The 16,791-nt window shown below is 63.7% G+C and carries 17 protein-coding genes and 1 pseudogene; all 18 read right to left on the reverse strand.

What is annotated here, in order from left to right:
- Window positions 1-35: 35 nt before the first annotated feature.
- The 18 genes and pseudogenes from xylA to ESZ60_RS12620 all read right to left on the reverse strand — a co-directional run bounded on the left by xylA (window position 36) and on the right by ESZ60_RS12620 (window position 16,568).
- Window positions 36-1,346 carry a xylose isomerase gene (xylA, locus tag ESZ60_RS12540; protein ID WP_134681134.1) on the reverse strand — a complete coding sequence of 437 codons (1,311 nt, stop codon included), beginning with the start codon at window positions 1,344-1,346 and terminating at the stop codon, window positions 36-38.
- 36 nt (window positions 1,347-1,382) lie between these two features.
- The gene (gene xylB / locus ESZ60_RS12545) at window positions 1,383-2,828 is read right to left on the reverse strand and encodes a xylulokinase (RefSeq protein ID WP_134681081.1); all 1,446 of its coding nucleotides are present in this window, start codon (window positions 2,826-2,828) and stop codon (window positions 1,383-1,385) included.
- 91 nt (window positions 2,829-2,919) lie between these two features.
- Window positions 2,920-3,573, reverse strand: coding sequence for a ThuA domain-containing protein (locus ESZ60_RS12550; protein ID WP_134681082.1), 654 nt, complete (start codon window positions 3,571-3,573; stop codon window positions 2,920-2,922).
- Window positions 3,570-4,682, reverse strand: a complete 1,113-nt coding sequence (locus ESZ60_RS12555; RefSeq protein ID WP_134681083.1) for a Gfo/Idh/MocA family protein — start codon at window positions 4,680-4,682, stop codon at window positions 3,570-3,572. The genes ESZ60_RS12550 and ESZ60_RS12555 overlap by 4 nt, the downstream gene beginning before the upstream one ends.
- On the reverse strand, window positions 4,679-5,176 hold the full coding sequence (locus ESZ60_RS21850) for an ABC transporter ATP-binding protein (protein ID WP_425331322.1): 498 nt from the start codon (window positions 5,174-5,176) through the stop codon (window positions 4,679-4,681). Before ESZ60_RS21850 ends, ESZ60_RS12555 begins: the two co-directional genes overlap by 4 nt.
- A gap of 90 nt (window positions 5,177-5,266) precedes the next feature.
- Window positions 5,267-5,605: pseudogene (locus ESZ60_RS21855) on the reverse strand (ABC transporter ATP-binding protein); the annotation flags it as partial.
- A 96-nt stretch (window positions 5,606-5,701) separates the two neighbouring features.
- Window positions 5,702-7,312, reverse strand: coding sequence for a glycoside hydrolase family 43 protein (locus ESZ60_RS12565; RefSeq protein WP_134681085.1), 1,611 nt, complete (start codon window positions 7,310-7,312; stop codon window positions 5,702-5,704).
- Window positions 7,313-7,318: 6 nt separating this feature from the next.
- The gene (locus ESZ60_RS12570) at window positions 7,319-8,149 is read right to left on the reverse strand and encodes a carbohydrate ABC transporter permease (protein WP_134681086.1); all 831 of its coding nucleotides are present in this window, start codon (window positions 8,147-8,149) and stop codon (window positions 7,319-7,321) included.
- Window positions 8,146-9,072, reverse strand: a complete 927-nt coding sequence (locus ESZ60_RS12575) for a carbohydrate ABC transporter permease (RefSeq protein WP_134681087.1) — start codon at window positions 9,070-9,072, stop codon at window positions 8,146-8,148. Before ESZ60_RS12575 ends, ESZ60_RS12570 begins: the two co-directional genes overlap by 4 nt.
- 85 nt (window positions 9,073-9,157) lie before the next feature.
- Window positions 9,158-10,405 carry an ABC transporter substrate-binding protein gene (locus tag ESZ60_RS12580; protein ID WP_167620138.1) on the reverse strand — a complete coding sequence of 416 codons (1,248 nt, stop codon included), beginning with the start codon at window positions 10,403-10,405 and terminating at the stop codon, window positions 9,158-9,160.
- Window positions 10,406-10,506: 101 nt separating this feature from the next.
- Complete coding sequence (locus ESZ60_RS12585) at window positions 10,507-11,532, reverse strand: LacI family DNA-binding transcriptional regulator (RefSeq protein WP_134681089.1); 1,026 nt, start codon at window positions 11,530-11,532, stop codon at window positions 10,507-10,509.
- Window positions 11,533-11,742: 210 nt separating this feature from the next.
- On the reverse strand, window positions 11,743-12,981 hold the full coding sequence (locus tag ESZ60_RS12590; protein WP_134681090.1) for an RNA polymerase sigma factor: 1,239 nt from the start codon (window positions 12,979-12,981) through the stop codon (window positions 11,743-11,745).
- Between the two features lie 4 nt (window positions 12,982-12,985).
- Window positions 12,986-13,408: a YciI family protein gene (locus ESZ60_RS12595; RefSeq protein WP_134681091.1), complete on the reverse strand. Its 423-nt coding sequence runs from the start codon at window positions 13,406-13,408 to the stop codon at window positions 12,986-12,988.
- 125 nt (window positions 13,409-13,533) lie between these two features.
- Window positions 13,534-14,247, reverse strand: a complete 714-nt coding sequence (arsH, locus tag ESZ60_RS12600) for an arsenical resistance protein ArsH (protein ID WP_134681092.1) — start codon at window positions 14,245-14,247, stop codon at window positions 13,534-13,536.
- Window positions 14,240-14,659, reverse strand: a complete 420-nt coding sequence (locus ESZ60_RS12605; protein WP_134681093.1) for an arsenate reductase family protein — start codon at window positions 14,657-14,659, stop codon at window positions 14,240-14,242. The genes arsH and ESZ60_RS12605 overlap by 8 nt, the downstream gene beginning before the upstream one ends.
- A 10-nt stretch (window positions 14,660-14,669) precedes the next feature.
- Window positions 14,670-15,710 carry an ACR3 family arsenite efflux transporter gene (gene arsB, locus ESZ60_RS12610; protein WP_134681094.1) on the reverse strand — a complete coding sequence of 347 codons (1,041 nt, stop codon included), beginning with the start codon at window positions 15,708-15,710 and terminating at the stop codon, window positions 14,670-14,672.
- 2 nt (window positions 15,711-15,712) lie between these two features.
- On the reverse strand, window positions 15,713-16,228 hold the full coding sequence (locus ESZ60_RS12615) for an arsenate reductase ArsC (protein ID WP_134681095.1): 516 nt from the start codon (window positions 16,226-16,228) through the stop codon (window positions 15,713-15,715).
- 7 nt (window positions 16,229-16,235) lie between these two features.
- A complete protein-coding gene (locus ESZ60_RS12620; protein WP_134681096.1) occupies window positions 16,236-16,568 on the reverse strand; it encodes an ArsR/SmtB family transcription factor in 333 nt (110 codons plus the stop codon).
- Window positions 16,569-16,791 lie beyond the last annotated feature (223 nt).

Genomic DNA, 16,791 nt, shown 5'->3' on the forward strand with positions numbered 1-16,791 from the left:
CTGCTGTTTCAAGCGACGGGGTGTGGTTTCGGGCGTCAGACGTAGCGGTTGACGATGTTTTCCAGATATTCCTGACGACCCGAGACCGGCTGCGGATTGATCGCATCCTTCTCGACGAGGTCATGGATATCCGCAAGCGAGGTTTCCTGATCGAGGATCTTGCGGCCCAGAGATCCGTCCCAGCGCGCGTAGCGATCGACGAGCGGCTGTTCAAGCGCGCGGTCTTCCAGCATCCGCGCCGCCGCCTTGAGGCCGCGCGCACAACAATCCATGCCGCCGATATGGGCGATCAGAAGGTCCTGCGGGTCGATCGACTGACGGCGCAATTTTGCGTCGAAATTGGTGCCTCCGCTGGTGAAACCGCCGGCCTTCAGGATCTGGTAATAAGCCAGCGCCATTTCCGGCACATTATTCGGGAACTGGTCCGTGTCCCAACCCGACTGGTAGTCGTTTCGGTTCATGTCGATCGAGCCAAAAATTCCCAGCGCTCCGGCCAGCGCGATCTCATGTTCGAAGGAATGCCCGGCAAGGATGGCGTGACCTTGCTCGATATTGACCTTGACCTCGTTCTCAAGGCCGTAGCGCTTGAGAAAGCCGTAAACGGTCGCGACGTCGTAATCGTATTGATGCTTGGTCGGCTCCTGCGGTTTCGGCTCGATCAGGATCGCGCCCTTGAAGCCGATCTTGTGCTTGTAATCGACCACCAGATGCAGCATCCGCGCAAGTTGATCCAACTCCTTGCCCAGATCGGTGTTCAGAAGCGTCTCATAGCCTTCGCGGCCGCCCCAGAGGACATAGTTTTCGCCGCCCAGACGCAGGGTGGCGTCCATGCAGGTCTTGATCGTCGCGGCCGAGAAGGCGAAGACCTCGGGATCCGGATTGGTCGCGGCCCCGGCCATGTAGCGGCGGTTCGAGAACAGGTTTGCCGTGCCCCAGAGCAGCTTGCGCCCGGTTTCCGCCTGCTTGCGCTCAAAGATGTCGACGATTTCGTTCAGACGACTGGTGTTTTCCGCGAAATCCTTGCCTTCCGGGCGGATATCGGCGTCGTGGAAGCAGTAATAGGGCGTGCCGAGCAGGCTGAACATCTCGAAGGCGACATCGGCCTTGAGCTTTGCCTTTTCCATGCCACCGTCATACCAGGGCCGGTCAAAGGTGCGCCCGCCGAACGGGTCGCCGCCCTGCCAGTCGAAGCTGTGCCAATAGGCGACGGCAAAGCGCAGATGGTCCTCCATCCGCTTGCCTGCGACCACCTCGTCGGGATTGTAATGGCGGAAGGCAAGCGGGTTGTCGCTTTCGGGTCCTTCGTAGCGGACCGGTTCGATATCGCCGAAAAAGCCGGTGCTCATGATCGTGTCGTTCTCCATCTGAAAATTCGTTCGCGGCTACTGGCGCAGCGCGGGATAAAGGGCGCGGTAGCGGGCATAGGCCGCTTCGAAAGCCTCGCGATGCTTGGTGTCGGGGGCGATGATGCGGGCGGTCGCGGGCGGAACCAGAACCTCCTGCGGACCGGCCCCGGTTGCGGCCACAAGCCCCAGACGCGCCGCTCCAAAGGCCGCCCCGTAATCGCCATCGGCGGGGATCTCGACCGGCAGGCCAAGAACGGTCGCGATGACCGTCAGCCAGTAATCCGAGCGCGCCCCGCCGCCGACGGCCGTGACCGCGGCCAGTTCGGTGCCCGCGGCGCGCAGCGCCTCCATGCTGTCGCGGATGGCGAATGCGACCCCTTCAAGGACCGCCCGTGTCATCGCCGCGCGGTCCGTGGCATGGTCAAGGCCGATGAAAGCGCCACGGATCCGGGCATCGTTATGCGGGGTCCGCTCGCCCGAGAGATAGGGCAGAAAGGTCACGCCGGGGGCACGCAACGTCTCGCCCAACTCATCGACAAGCGCGGCCGGGGTGGCATTGCTGACACGCGCATGCCAGTTCAGCGCATCCGTCGCCGAAAGGATGACGCCCATCTGGTGCCATGTGTCGGGCAAGGCGTGGCAAAAGGCATGGACCGCGCTGTCCGGCGCGGGGCTGTAGCGATCATTCGCGGCAAAAAGCACGCCCGAGGTGCCCAGCGAGACAAAGGCGCGCCCTGCGGCGACCGTGCCCATGCCGCAGGCGGCGGCGGCATTGTCCCCGGCGCCTCCGGCGACAGGGACCGGCCCGCGCAGCCCCCATTCCTCAAGCAATTCGCGGCGAAGATGACCCGAGACCTCGGTGCCTTCGACAAGCCCCGGCATCTGGTCGCGCCGCATCCCCGAGGCCTCGAGCAGCGCGTCCGACCAGTCGCGTCTGCCAGTGTCGAGCCAGCTTGTCCCCGCCGAATCCGACATTTCGGAGACATGCTCTCCGGTCAGCCAAAGGCGCAGGTAATCCTTGGGCAGCAGGACCTTGGCGACGCGGTCGAAAAGCTGGGCCTCATGGCGGCGCATCCAGACCAGCTTGGGCGCGGTGAAACCCGGAAAAACGATATTGCCCGAAATTGCCCGGAATTGCGGATCCGCGTCGAGCGCGGCGGCCTCGGCATGGCTGCGCGTATCGTTCCACAGGATGCAGGGGCGCAGCACCTGATCGTCCGCACCCAGAACCGTCGCACCATGCATGTGCCCGGAAAGGCCGATGCCGCTGATCGCTGCGAATTCCTGCGGATGCGCGGCGCGCAGGGCCTGCGCGCCCTGCCGCGTGGCAGCGATCCAATCCGCGGGGTTCTGTTCGCTGTAACCGCTGGCAGGGCGGGAGAGCTCCAGCGCGACGCTCGCCGATCCGATGACGCGCTGTTCGTCGTCGATCAGCAGAAGTTTGACGCTGGATGTGCCGAGATCGATACCAAGATAGCTCATGTCATGCCTGAATTCTGTTGCGGTCGCGCCGCGTGTCAAATGCGGGGCCAGGACGCCCGTCGAGAATGCTCTGGCCGCCGCAATGCGCGTGTCACGAGGATGCGCGCGCCGCCCAGAGCAGACCGCGACGAAGGATCTCTTTCATCTGCGGATGCTCGAATTCGGCGGCCTTGTGCCCCAGCGCGGAGTAAAAGACCCGGCCTTCGCCATAGCTGTGCTTCCAGACCACGGGCATATGCGTGCCCTTGACCCAGGGCGCATGATCGCCGGAAAAGGTCGTGCTGGCCAGCACCTCGATACGCGGATCGACATGCATATAATATTGCTCGGAGTGGTAGTCGAAATCCCCGATCCCTTGCAGCAGGTCGTCGGTGCCGGACGCGATCTTCACGCGGTAGTCGATGATATTGCCGGGATGGGCGACGAACTGGCCGCCGACCATGAACTGATATTCGGTATTGCGCCGGAACGTGTCACCCATGCCGCCGTGAAACCCGCCAAGACCGGTTCCGCCGCGAATGGCGGCGGTGAGAGCCTTGATCTCGTCCGGTTCGATCTCGGCCATCGTCATCACCGGAACGATCAGATCGAAACCGGTCAGATCCGCGGAAGCAAGGATCGCGGTGCCTTCGATGCGGGCGACCTCGAACTCTTCGGCGGTCAGGATCGCCGCGACCACTTCGGAAGAGGGACCGGGCTCATGCCCCTCCCACCCGCCGTAAAAGACCAGTGCCTTGCGCGTCATGGCGTCACCTCAATTGCAGCGAGAATGCCCGCATCCACATCCATCGGCAGAGCGGCGGGGCGATCGCAGGTGGTTGTCAGGGTCTCGGCCTGTCCGGTCGCCGCGGCGCGCAGAAGGCTTTCGATGACGTCCAGCGCATGGAGCGCCAGCGCGCCAGAGGCGCGGTGGTCGCGCCCCTTCGTGATCGCCTCGGCCATGTCGGCCAGACCAAGCCCGCGATAATTCGCGTCGCCATGGGCGTGGCGCATGGGCTGGGCCTCCCATTCGGCATGGTGCAGCATCACCTCACCGTCGAAGCGGTTCGGGTCCGGGATGAGCATGGCACCGTCTGTGCCGTAAAGCTCCAGCGGGCTGTGGCGATGCGCCTTGACGTCAAAGCTGGTGACGATCTGGACCAGCGCCCCCGACGCGAATTCCAGCACACCGGCGACATGGGTCGCGACTTCGACCGGGATTTCCTGTCCGGCACGGGGGCCGGTCGCGATGATGCGTCGATCCCGGCCGCGCCCCGCCAATCCGACCACCCGAGAAACCGGCCCCAGCAGGTTCACGAGCGCCGTGATGTAATAGGGGCCCATATCCATCAGCGGGCCTGCGCCCTCTCCGGCATAGTAGAAATCCGGATTGGGGTGCCAGCGCTCATGGCCCGCGACCATCATCACCGCGGTGCCCGAGGTCGGGCGACCGATGCGGCCGCTGTCCAGAAGTGCCCTTGCGGTCTGATGCGATCCGCCCAGGAAGGTGTCCGGAGCGGAACCGACGCGCAATCCCCTTGCCGAGGCGGCCTGCAAAAGCCGCCGCCCATCGGCGACGGAACCCGCAAGGGGCTTTTCCGCGTAGAGATGCTTGCCTGCGTCAAGCGCGCGAAGACCGACCTCGACATGCGCCTTGGGGATGGTCAGGTTCAGGATGATGTCGATGTCGTCGCGCGTCAGGATCTCATCCACGGTCAGGGCCGGGACGCCGTATTCCGCGCCCTTTGCCGCCGCGGCCTCGGGGCGCAGGTCGGCCACGGCCCGCAGCGCGATTTGCGGAAAGAGCGCGCAGTTCTTCATGTAGATGTCGCTGATGACGCCGCAGCCGATGACGCCGATGCCCAAGGGTGTCATGCGCGCGCCTCGATGCGCTGGCCGCGCTCGTCAAAGAGATGCAGGTTCGCGGGTTCCGGCGTCAGGAACAGCTTGTCGCCGACCTTGAGCCGCATGTGACCCGGCAGGCGCACGGTGACGCTGTCGATGCCCTCGGCGCTCATATAGGCAATGGTGTCTGCGCCGAGCGTCTCCACGACTTCGGTGCGGGCGTGCCATTGGCCGGAACTGCCATCGACGCGGATATGTTCGGGGCGGATGCCCGCGGTCCGCACGTCCTGCCGTCCGATCGAGCGACCCGGAAGCAGGTTCATCTTGGGCGAGCCGATGAAGGCCGCGACGAATTCGCTTGCCGGGCGGTCGTAAAGCTCCATCGGGGGGCCGATCTGCTCGATCCGGCCGCCATTCATCACGACGATCTGATCGGCCAGGGTCATCGCCTCGACCTGGTCATGGGTGACATAGATCATGGTCGATCCCAGCGAGCGGTGCAGCTGCGCCAATTCGATCCGCATCTGGCCCCGAAGCGCCGCGTCCAGGTTCGAGAGCGGCTCGTCCAGCAGGAAAACCTTGGGGTTTCGCACGATCGAGCGACCGATGGCGACCCGCTGCCTCTGCCCGCCGGACAATTGCGAGGGCTTGCGGTCCAGGTAGGTTTCCAGCGCGAGGATCTTTGCCGCATGGGCCACGCGCGCTTCGCGCTCGGCCTTGGGCATCTTTTGCAAGCGCAGGCCGAAATCGATGTTCTGCGCCACCGTCATATGCGGGAACAGCGCATAGGACTGGAACACCATCGAGATCTCGCGCTGCGATGGCTCGGCCTCGGTGACGTTGCGCCCGCCGATCAGCACATTGCCGGCAGTGGGGGTTTCAAGCCCCGCGATCAGGCGCAGCAAGGTGGACTTGCCGCAGCCCGAGGGGCCGACCAGCACCGTGAACGAGCCATCCGGGACAAGCAGGTTCAGCTGGGGGATGATCGTCACGCCGCCGAAGGATTTGGTGATATTGTCGAGTCTGACCTCAGCCATTCTGTCCTCCTGTCAGGCCTTGCGCGGCGCGTAGCGGAAATGGGAAAAATCTGCGGGGGTCGCGGTTCCCGCAATGTCATGCGCGCACATGCCGACAAAGGCGCCGGTATGGCTGCCGCAGGCATTGCCCGCGGCCTCGTCGGAAAGCAGCGAGGCATCGAGAACCAGCGGCAGGTCCTGCCACTCGCCGCCCGGCAAGGCGTAGCGGAAGCGGAGCGCCTCACGATCGACCGAAACGCCCAGCCGGATCGCGCCTTCGGCCGGCAGGGGGATGGGCTGGGACAAGGGATATTCGACCGTGCCATGCGGATAGTCGCCCTTGACCGACATCACGATCAATTCGCGCGTGCCGTCCTCTGTCGCGGTGACCGCCAGATAGTGGAACAGGAAGGCGTTGTAATAGCACAGCAACCCGGCCATTTGCAGATAGCCCTGCGGCGCGAACTCGACCTCTGTCTCGGCGTCATAGGCCCATTCGGTCTGGCGATGCATCACCACGGCATGTTCCCAGCGGTTGCCGGGGGATTCACGGCCAAAGATGCGCAGCCAGCCGGGACGATCCTCAAGCGAGAAGATGCGGTCCGCCTCGGGCGTGCGCAGCCATTGCAGCGGCTGGGGCAGCGGGCCGGGGGCAAAGTCGAATTCACGCTGCGGCTCGTCCCAGACCTGCAGGGGCAGGTCTGGGGCCGGAACCTCAAGGGCGGGCACATTGCCGCCATGGGCAAGACGCGGAAACTCGCCCGGTTCCCAGATCAGCTTCTGGATCGCGGTCTCGCGACCGCAGACCGAGCGCTTCAGCCCCGGCAGAGGACGCGAGCACAGATGGACCATGTAGAATTCGCCATTCTGCGTCTCGACGATATCGGCATGGCCCGCGCGCTGCAGGGCCGCGTCCGGCGCATCCTTCGAGGTCAGCATGTGCTTTTTCGGGTCGGTCTCATAGGGGCCGAGCAGGTCGCGCGACCGGGCGATCGTGACGGCGTGGTTATATTCCGTCCCGCCTTCTGCGGTCAGCAGCCAGTACCACCCGTCGCGCTTGTAGAGATGCGGGCCTTCGGTCAGTTTGAGGTCGGTGCCGCGATAGATATTCGTGACCGGCCCCACCAGACGTTGTTCCTCGACCGAATATTCCTGCAAGAGGATGCCGCCGAACTTGCCGCCCTTTTCGGTGTTGCGGTGGTTCCAGACCATGTTCAGCAGGTATTTGCGTCCGTCATCGTCATGGAACAGCGAAGGGTCGAAGCCCGACGAGTTCAGGTAGATCGGCTCGGACCAGGGGCCCTCGATATTCTCGGCGGTCACAAGATAGTTGCGGCTGTCCTTGAAGCCGCCGGTGCGGCGCTTGAGATTCGAGAAGATCAGCCAGAACTTGCCATCGGCATGGGTCAGGCAGGGGGCCCAGACACCGCCGGATTCCTCGGCGCCGCGCATGTCGAGCAGCGATTCCCGGTTCAACGGGCGGGTGACGAGGCGCCAGTTCTGCAGGTCGCGGGAATGGTGGATCTGGACGCCCGGAAACCATTCAAAGGTCGAGGTGGCGATATAGTAGTCATCGCCCACCCGGATGATCGAAGGATCGGGGTTGAAGCCGCGCAGGATCGGGTTCTGGATGATTGCATTCATGACGGATCAGCCTTTGACTGCGCCACCGGTCAGACCGGCGACAATGTATTTCTGCGCGGCGACGAAAAAGACGACGGCCGGCAGGATGGTGAGGGTGACGAAAGCGAGCGTGCGGTTCCATTCGACCGAGAACTCGCCGCGATACTGCATCATGCCCAGAGGCCAGGTGAACGCCTCGCGAGAGTTCAGCACCACGAGCGGCAGCAGGAAATTGTTCCAGCTCTGGACAAAGACGAAGACCCCGACAGTGGCCAGAATGGGCGTCGAAAGCGGCAGGGTGAATTGCCAGAAGAAACGGATATAGCTGCAGCCCTCGACATAGGCCGCCTCGAACAGTTCCTTGGGCAATTCGCTAAAGAAGGTCCGGAACAGCAGGATCGCCAGCGACAGGCCAAAAGCGGTCTGGGGCAGGATCACCGCCCAATAGGTGTCGAGCAGCCCCAGATCGCGGACCTGCACGAAAAGCGGCAGGATCGCGGTGGCAAAGGGAAACATCAGCCCCAGAGAAAGATATGAGAACAGCATCTTCGACCCGAAGAAGCGGACCTGCGCAAAGACATAGGCCGCGGCCGATCCGACCAGCAGTGTCAGCACCACCGTCGCCACCGAGATGATGAGCGAATTGCCCAGATAGCGCCAGAAGCCCGGGTCCGACAGGATGTCGGCATAGATGTCGAAGCGCCAGATTTCGGGCAGGCTCAGCGCGCTGGTCTGGATCTCGGTATTGGACTTGAACCCGCCCAGAACCGTGGCCGCCAGCGGTCCCAGCACGAAGCTTGCGACGATGCAGAGAAAGCCGACGCGGATAATCTCGCGAAGAATGTTTGAGCGGGTCATGCGGGCTTCCTCATGAACAGGCGCTGATAAAAGACCGCGACCAGCACGGCGGCGATGAACAGCACCACGCCAATGGCCGAGCCGTAGCCGATCTTCAGTCGTGCAAGGCCGAAAGTGTAAAGATAGGTGACGATGGTATGGCTGGAATTGGCCGGGCCGCCATTGGTCAGCGGGATGACCACGTCAAAGACCTGCAGTGCGCCGATCACCGAGAAAAACACCGAGACGATGATCGCGGGCTTGATCATCGGGATCTGGACATGGCGGATCACGCCAAGACGGCTTGCGCCCTCGATCCGGGCGGCCTCGATCATGTCCTTGGGCACACCTTGAAGTGCCGCGATATAGATCATCATGTGAAAGCCGAAATATTTCCACACGATCACGACCAGAACGGCGGTAAAGGCCCAGCTGCGGTCCGAGGTGATGAAATAGGGGTCAACGCCAAGGGCGCGGGTAATGTCAGCGACGACGCCGAAATTCCCGTCCATGATGAAGCTCCAGATCAGGCCGGCGGCGATCTCGGCAAGGATATAGGGCAGGAAGAAGATCAGCCGGAACGCCGTGTTTTCCGGCGTCCTGCGATAGATCAGCAGCGCCAACAGCAGGGCCAGCGGCAGCTGCACGATCAGCGAGACCGCGATGACCTGCAGCGAGTTCACGACCGATTGCTGGAAGGCGGAATGCCCCATCATGCGCTCGAAATTCTCGAAGCCCACGAAATCCGTCGGCGTGCCGTAGCCGTTCCAGTCGTAAAAGGCATAGAGGCCGGAACCGGCCAGCGGATAGATCACGAAAAGCGTGAAAAGCACCAGGGCCGGGGGCAGCAGGATCAAAGCGGCGCCCAACGGCCCGCTCAAGATCTTGCGGCGCGGCGTTGCGATGGCGGAATCTGCCTCCGCATGGGTGTTTACGGCAGCCATGGCGGCACTTGCCTCTTGTCTGGAAAGGTCAGGTCAGGCCGCGCCACGGAAAGGCGCAGCCTCGTTGTGTCGGGCGGGGGCGCGACTAGCGGAAGTCCCACGCCTCCTGAATGCGCTCGGCGGCGTCTTCCGGCGTCACGTCACCCGAAACCAGATCCGAGGAAATGTCATTGATCGTTCCTCCAACCGACGCACCAAGGAACTGGTCGAGGAAGATCTGGTGGCTCGGAGCGGCTTCGAGCATCGCGTTGACCTCTTTGGTGAACGGCACTTCGATGGCGTCGCCCGCGCCCTGCATGACAGGGACGTAAAGCGCGCGGCGCGCACCTTCACGCTGATGCTCGGCGTTGATGGCGAATTTCAGGAAGTCGATCGCCTCGGGCGGCGCGCCGGTCGTAACGGCAAAGCCATTGACCCCGCCAAGCGTCGCGGCGGGATCCCCCTTGCCCTCACCCAGCGACGGGAAGGGCATGATCCGGAGGCTGCCGTCCAGCAGCTTGCCCTGTTCGACGCCGATCGTCTGGGAATAGGCCCAGTCGCCCATCAGCATGAACGCGGCCTTGTTGTCGGCGAACATGGTATTGCTTTGCTCTTGCGCGGTGCTCAGCACGCCGGGCTGGAAGGGGTCCATGTCGATGAGCTGCTTGAAGCGCTCGCCCGCGCTGATGAAGGGCGCCGAGCGGAAGCCGTCGCCGCCATCCTCCATCGCCGCAGCGATCCCCTCGGGTCCGCCTTCGCGCAGGGCAAGATAGCTGTAATAGAAATGCAGCGGCCATTTGTCCTTGCCGCCGGCGACCAGCGGCGTGATCCCCGCTTCCTTGAGCTTGCCGACCGCAGCGAGGAAATCGTCCCAGGTCTTGATCGCGGCCAGATCGACCCCGGCCTTGTCGGTCAGGGACTGGTTGGCGAAGAAGACGACGACACGAGCCTCCATGGGCAGACCATAGATCGCGCTGTCCTTGGAAAAGGCGGCCAGCGCACTGGGAGAGAAGCTGTCGAGATATTCCTTGTCGAGCGCGCCCGAGATGTCCTGAACCAGCCCGGCCTCGGCCTGATCGGCAAGGGTCAAGCCGGCCCAGCTATAGATCAGGTCCGGCCGCGCATCGGATTGCAGCATGGTGGGCAGCTTGGTCTTATAGGCTTCCGAGGCAAAATATTCGATCTCGACATCGACCTCGGGGTTTGCAGCCTCATATTCGGCGATGACGTCGGTCCAGAATTGCTTCAGGCCGGGGCTGTTCGATTCCGGGCGCAGGATCTTTACCGAGGTTTCGGCATGCGCGCCCAATGCGGCAAAAGCGCAAAGCGCCGCCGCTCCTAGAAGAACTTTCATCTTCTCTCCTCCCATCAAGCTCGTGGCTTCGAGCTTGCTCACAGTTGATTAACGTACATCAGAAACGCTGATTGGCAACCCTCAAATTTGGGCAAAAACCCTCATGGAAGATTGTCGCGCATGAAAATGTCGATGCTGATCTTTTCCTGCGCCTCAAGAGTGGGGCGGCCATCGACCAGCGAGGTGAGGATGCGGACCGCGCTGCGCACCTCGTGCCCGGCATCCTGATTGATCACCGCGTCGAAGGTGCCGTCGATCAGCGCGGCCCGGGCCGAGGGCGTCAATTCATGGACCACCACGGAAATCCGCTCGCGCGACTCTCTGGTCTTGAGCGCCTGGACAATCCCGCGATTGCCTGCCCCGATGCTGTAGATACCCGTGATCCGGTGATCTGCTGCGAGCTGCGCGGAAAGAACCTGCGCGACGGTTTCGGAATCGTCGCGTCCCTCGATCGGCGGCAGGCAGGTCAGATGCGGATATTCGCGCGCCATGACGGTTTCAAAGCCCAGCCTGCGCTCGACATGGTCGCGCAGCAGGGACGAGCCCATCACGATGGCAATATGCCCCGGCCGCGCACAGCATCGCCCCAGCAATCCGGCAGCGGTCCGGCCGGCGACCACATTGTCGATTCCTACGAATTTCGCGCGCTTTGACGTGGGCGTATCCGAGACCAGCGTCACGACATGAATGCCCCGCGCGACCAGCCGCGAGATCGCGTCCCGCACTTCCGGCGAATCCGTGGCCACGATGGCCACGCCGTCGATCTCGGCGGGGTCGAGCCCGTCCAGGACGGTGGCGAGGGCCCGACCTTCGAATGGCGGCACCAGCATGGTCTCGATCTCGATCCGGTCCATGCTGGTAAAGGTGGCGGTGCCAGCGACGGCATCGCGCAGCATATGCATGAAACTGTTCGTCCCTGCTGCCAGAATGAAGATCAGGCGGTAATGTCGTCGCTTGGACAGGTTCGCTGCCGCCATGTCGCGCTGATATCCAAGTCGCGCCATCGCATCGCCCACGCGTGCGGCAGTGGCTTTGCGCACGCCGGGGCGCTGGTTCAGGACGCGATCGACGGTGGCCAGACTGACGCCAGCCTCGCGCGCCACGTCATGGACCGTGGGCCGTTTCATGCGGCCTTGCTCCGACACGCTGTCAGCTTTGTCTTGAGTCACGATAGATCCTCCCGCTCCGGGTGATTATCGTACCTCATAAATGTGCAGGAACAAGTGCAAGGCCGTCATTATCTTAATCCTTGAATGCGACCTTGAGGCGCGCCCTCTCTGCGCTGCGACAGCCTGTGGGCGAGAGATGGTTCGACCCTGCCGCCCGTTGATGACGGCTCAGCGGTCCTCTGCTTGCGCCAGCAGGAACCGCTTCACGGCCTGGTTTCCGGCCAGTTCCGCGGCGCGGCGGTATCTTGCTGCGGCCAGCGCGTGCTGACCGCAACGCCGCAGGCAATCCGCGATGGCCGCATGAAGTGCCGCGCTGTCTCGCAAATGGCCGCCCGCCTCGATATCCGCAAGATGGATCAGGCCCTCTTCGGGACCTTCGGCCATGGACCAAGCGACGGCGCGGTTCAGGGCGACCACGGAACTGGGGCAGATCGCGAACAGCCGGTCGTAGAGGCGAGCGATGCGCGGCCAGTCGATCTGGCCGGGGCAGGCATGACAGACGGCGATCATCGCCTCAAGCAGATAGGGGGCGTCGCCCATCGCCAGCGCATCGGCTTTGGCCAGCGCTATGGTCCCGCGCAGAATCGCATGGTGGTCCCATAGCCCACGATCCTGAGCCGTCAGCGGAACGGCGATGCCATCCGCGTCGCTTCTTGCGCGCAGACGCGAGGATTGCAACTCCATCAGCGCGAGCAGCGCCCAGGCTTCGGACCGGTCGGGCATCTTGCGCAGCAAGATCCGCGTGAGCCGGACTGCCTCGGCACAGAGATCGGGACGAACCGGGTCACACCCGCGGCTTGCGGCATAGCCTTCGGCAAAGATCAGATACAGGGTTTCAAGCACCGCAGCCACGCGCGGGTCGAACGCGGCGGCGCAGGGTATCTCGAAGGGTCGGGCCGTCATGCGCAGCGTCGCCTTGGCCCGGCTGATCCGTCGGGTCACGGCCTCTTCGCTGGTCAGGTAGGCGTGTGCGATCTCTTCGGCAGTCAGCCCCGCCAACAGCCGCAGCGCAAGGGCTGCGGCCGAGCGATTGTCCAGCACGGGGTGGCAGGTCGCAAAGATCAGGGCCAGCAGGCTGTCGGGGTCATCGCTGTCGGAAAGCGGGCGTTCCGTATCCTGCTGCGGTTCCGCGTCCTCGGCCGCGATCAGGCCGTGTTTTCGCTCTTGCATCCGGCGGCGGCGCCATTCGTCCACCGCCTTGCGCCCCGCGACGGTGCGCAGCCAGGCGCCGGGATTGTCGGGCACGCCCGCGCGGGTCCAGACCTCAAGCGCGGTGACAAGCGCATCCTGCGCAAGATCCTCGGCCAAGGCCAGGTCGCCATGCAGATTGCGGGCAAGGCTGGCGATCAGCCGCGCCCGCTCGATCCGGAAAATGGCGTCGATGCGCGCAGCATCGGCAACCGGCACCGCTTTATCGCTTCATGCGTTGGGTCAGATCATCCCAGCGCTCGGACTGCCCTGGCTGGGCGGTGTCGGCGAAGTCCTCGGCTTCGTAAAGCGGCCTGATTTCCAGCACGCCCTCGCGTGGCATCGGCGGCGGGCAGCGGCGTGCCCATTCCACCGCCTCGTCCATGTCGCGGACCTGCCAGAGCCAAAATCCCGCCACCAGTTCATGGGTTTCGGCAAAGGGACCGTCGACCACCCGCCGCTCGTCTTTGCCGCGGATATGGACCCGCTTGGCCTTGGAACTGGGCTTGAGCCCATCCCCCGCCAGCAAGATCCCCGCATCGGCGAGTTGCTCGTTGAATTCGAGCATTTGTCCCAGCATCTCGGCCGAGGGCATCTCGCCTGCTTCGCTTTCTTCGGTCGCCTTGACCAGAACCATCACGCGCATCGTGTCATCCTCATTTTGACAGACCCTTCGGGGGCCCATGATGAGATGACGATCAGCATGAGCCAATCCGGACAAAACGGAATGAAAAAATGCGCGCGTTCTGCGCCGGACGCCGATCCGGAGGTTCAGACCGCCTTGGCCTGATTGACGCGTTTGGACAGGGCCTCGTGACTTTCGACGCGCTCGGAATAGCGGTCGACGAGATGGTCGCGTATGTCGCGGGTGAGCAGGGTGAAGCGGACCAGTTCCTCCATCACGTCGACGATGCGGTCGTAATAGGCGGAGGGCTTCATCCGCCCCTCGGCGTCGAACTCGTCCCATGCCTTGGCGACCGAGGACTGGTTCGGGATCGTCAGCAGACGCATCCAGCGACCGAGGATGCGTAACTGGTTCACCGTGTTGAAGCTCTGGCTGCCACCGCAGACCTGCATCACGGCCAGCGTCTTACCCTGCGTCGGGCGTACCCCGCCGAGCGATAGCGGGATCCAGTCGATCTGGCTTTTCATCACCCCCGACATTGCGCCATGCCGCTCGGGCGAGGACCAGACCATGCCCTCGCACCAGCCGACCAGATCGCGCAACTCCGCGACCTTTGGGTGATCGGCCGGGGATTCGTCCACCATGGGCAGGCCATGCGGGTCGAAGAAGCGGGTTTCGGCGCCGAAGGTGTTCAGGATCCGGGCGGCCTCCTCTGCGGCGAAGCGCGAGAAGCTGCGTTCGCGCAGCGAGCCGTAAAGCAGCAATATGCGCGGCTTGTGGCTGCTGCGGCTGGCGGGGAAAAGCGCATCCGCATCCACAGGGTGGAAGCAATCGGGCTTGATATTCGGCAGGTTAGTCAAGGATCTCGCCCTTTTCGTTCAGGATCATCTGGCCATCTTCCTTGTAGAGGGGGCCGGGCGGCAGGCGGTCGAGCAACGGCAGCACCGCCTCCGAAGGACGGCAAAGCCGCACCCCCTTGGGTGAGGCGACGATGGGCCGATTGACCAGCACGGGATGCTTGAGCATCGCGTCAAGAATGGCCTCGTCGCTGACGCCTTCTTCCAGCAGACCCAGCTCGGCGGCGGGGGATTTCGAGACCCGCAGCGCCGCGCGCGGGGTGAGGGCCGCGGCGGCGAAAAGCGCCAGAAGCTGCGGTCGGGTCCAGCCCTCGGTCAGGTAGTCGATGATGACGGGCTCGGTGCCCGAGGCGCGGATGATCTCGAGCACGTTGCGCGAGGTGCCGCATTCGGGATTGTGGTGGATGACGATCATCGGGCCCTCCTCAGGCGAATTGGCTGCGCGAACGATTGGCGAAGGCGACCAGCGACAGCATCACCGGGACCTCGACCAGCACGCCCACCACGGTCGCGAGCGCCGCTCCGGAATTCAGCCCGAACAGGCTGATCGCCACGGCCACCGCGAGTTCGAAGAAATTCGAGGTCCCGATCATCGCGCAGGGCGCGGCGATGCGATGCGGCACACGCAGGGCCCAGGCCGCGCCATAGGCCAAGGCAAAGATCGCGTAGCTCTGGATCACGATGGGCGCGGCGATCAACAGAATGACGAAGGGGCGGTTCAGGATGACCTCGCCCTGCAGCGCGAAGAGGATCGCCACGGTGGCGATCAGGCCGAGGACCGACCAGGGCTTGATGCGCTGCGAGAAGGCCTCGATCGCGGCCGGGCTGCCAAGGGCGCGGCGCGTCAGAAGCCCCGCCGCCAAGGGCAGCACGACGTAAAGCAGCGTGGACAGGACCAGCGTCTGCCACGGCACGGCAATCTCGGTCACGCCCAGCAGCAGCGCAACGATCGGCGCGAAGGCCACCACCATGATCAGATCATTCACCGAGACCTGCACCAGCGTATAGGTCGCGTCACCCCGCACCAGTTGCGACCAGACGAAGACCATCGCGGTGCAGGGCGCGGCCCCGAGCAGGATCAGCCCGGCGATATATTGCTGTGCATCTTCGGGCGCGATCCAGGGCGCGAAGATATGCTCGAAGAACAGCACCGCGAGAGCCGCCATGGTGAAGGGCTTGATCAGCCAGTTAATCACCAGCGTGATCAGCAGCCCGCGCGGCTGTCGCGCCACGCCCGCCACCGCGCCGAAATCGACATTGACCATCATCGGAAAGACCATCGCCCAGATCAGCACAGCGACGACAAGGTTGATCGAGGCCACCTCGGCCCCGGCTATGGCATGAACCAGCCCCGGCGCAATGGCGCCGAGGGCGATGCCGCCCAGCATGGCCAGCGCGACCCAGAGGGTCAGCAGGCGTTCGAAGATGCCCAAGGGGCTGCTCTGGGTCTGGACTGTATCGGTCATGTTCAATTCTCGGAAAGGGTGGTCGCGCTCTGCCCGATCTCATCGACATGGCGCTGCAGCGACATGCGGTCGATCGAGGCAATGGGCAGGCTGGTGAAAGCCAGAATCCGGTTCTTCAGCGCGCGATAGGTGTCGGCAAAGGCAAGGTGCCGCTCGGCCTCGTTGCCGGTGGCAACGGCCGGATCGGCAAGGCCCCAATGCGCGGTCATCGGCTGGCCGGGCCATACCGGGCAGATCTCATCTGCGGCATCGTCGCAGAGGGTGAAGACGAAATCCATCTGCGGCGCGTCCGGGCGCGCGAACTCGTCCCAGCTTTTCGAGCGCAGCCCGGAGCAGTCATGTCCGAGCCGGTCGAGGAGTTGCAGGGCAAAGGGATGCACCACGCCCTTGGGTGTCGAGCCGGCGGAAAAGGCATGGAAACGGCCTCCGGCCTCAGCATTCAGGATGGTCTCGGCCATGATCGAGCGGGCCGAGTTTCCGGTGCAGAGGAACAGGACGTTATAGGCTTTGTCGGACATGGCAACCTCAGCAATTGCAGGTGATCTGATCCAGCACGGGCTGGCACGCGCCGGGCTCGCCGCCGCAGCAATCCTCCATCAGGAAGCCGAGCAGCCCGCGCATGGTCTCCATATTGGCGAAATAGCGGATCGAGCGGCCCTCGCGCGCTGAGCGCACGAGCCCCGCCACGGCGAGGATATTCAGGTTGCTTGAAAGCGTATTCGGACGAACGCCAAGGGCCTCTGCAATCTCGCCCGCTGCTTTCCCTTCCGGGCCGGCGCGGACCAGCAGGCGAAAGACATCAAGCCGGGTATCCTGACCAAGAGCCGAGAGGGCTTCGAGCGCGCGATTCTTTTCCATAATTCGAGTATAGTCGAATTAAGTTCCCCCGCAAGCCCGGATCGCCCTCGGAACATGATGGTTAAGGGATGCGAGGGCAGATTCCGAAAGACAACGCTGAAAGTCGCGTGTTCGGGGGAGGGTTTTAGCCCTCTCCTGCACGAGATGCTGAAGATCGTGACGGGTCGTGCGCATCGCTCACGGGTTGACCTTTTCATAAACTGCCGAATATTTGCGCTCGTTT

Source organism: Paracoccus ravus (assembly GCF_004522175.1).
In the GTDB taxonomy this organism is placed as follows: Bacteria; Pseudomonadota; Alphaproteobacteria; order Rhodobacterales; family Rhodobacteraceae; genus Paracoccus; species Paracoccus ravus.

What these genes read in the sequence shown, in the direction of transcription:
- xylA (WP_134681134.1), bottom strand. Translation starts at nt 1,346, where the DNA reads ATGAGCACCGGCTTTTTCGGCGATATCGAACCGGTCCGCTACGAAGGA.
- xylB (WP_134681081.1), bottom strand. Translation starts at nt 2,828, where the DNA reads ATGAGCTATCTTGGTATCGATCTCGGCACATCCAGCGTCAAACTTCTG.
- ESZ60_RS12550 (WP_134681082.1), bottom strand. Translation starts at nt 3,573, where the DNA reads ATGACGCGCAAGGCACTGGTCTTTTACGGCGGGTGGGAGGGGCATGAG.
- ESZ60_RS12555 (WP_134681083.1), bottom strand. Translation starts at nt 4,682, where the DNA reads ATGACACCCTTGGGCATCGGCGTCATCGGCTGCGGCGTCATCAGCGAC.
- ESZ60_RS21850 (WP_425331322.1), bottom strand. Translation starts at nt 5,176, where the DNA reads ATGCGGATCGAATTGGCGCAGCTGCACCGCTCGCTGGGATCGACCATG.
- ESZ60_RS12565 (WP_134681085.1), bottom strand. Translation starts at nt 7,312, where the DNA reads ATGAATGCAATCATCCAGAACCCGATCCTGCGCGGCTTCAACCCCGAT.
- ESZ60_RS12570 (WP_134681086.1), bottom strand. Translation starts at nt 8,149, where the DNA reads ATGACCCGCTCAAACATTCTTCGCGAGATTATCCGCGTCGGCTTTCTC.
- ESZ60_RS12575 (WP_134681087.1), bottom strand. Translation starts at nt 9,072, where the DNA reads ATGGCTGCCGTAAACACCCATGCGGAGGCAGATTCCGCCATCGCAACG.
- ESZ60_RS12580 (WP_167620138.1), bottom strand. Translation starts at nt 10,405, where the DNA reads ATGAAAGTTCTTCTAGGAGCGGCGGCGCTTTGCGCTTTTGCCGCATTG.
- ESZ60_RS12585 (WP_134681089.1), bottom strand. Translation starts at nt 11,532, where the DNA reads ATGAAACGGCCCACGGTCCATGACGTGGCGCGCGAGGCTGGCGTCAGT.
- ESZ60_RS12595 (WP_134681091.1), bottom strand. Translation starts at nt 13,408, where the DNA reads ATGCGCGTGATGGTTCTGGTCAAGGCGACCGAAGAAAGCGAAGCAGGC.
- ESZ60_RS12605 (WP_134681093.1), bottom strand. Translation starts at nt 14,659, where the DNA reads ATGATCGTCATCCACCACAATCCCGAATGCGGCACCTCGCGCAACGTG.
- arsB (WP_134681094.1), bottom strand. Translation starts at nt 15,710, where the DNA reads ATGACCGATACAGTCCAGACCCAGAGCAGCCCCTTGGGCATCTTCGAA.
- ESZ60_RS12615 (WP_134681095.1), bottom strand. Translation starts at nt 16,228, where the DNA reads ATGTCCGACAAAGCCTATAACGTCCTGTTCCTCTGCACCGGAAACTCG.
- ESZ60_RS12620 (WP_134681096.1), bottom strand. Translation starts at nt 16,568, where the DNA reads ATGGAAAAGAATCGCGCGCTCGAAGCCCTCTCGGCTCTTGGTCAGGAT.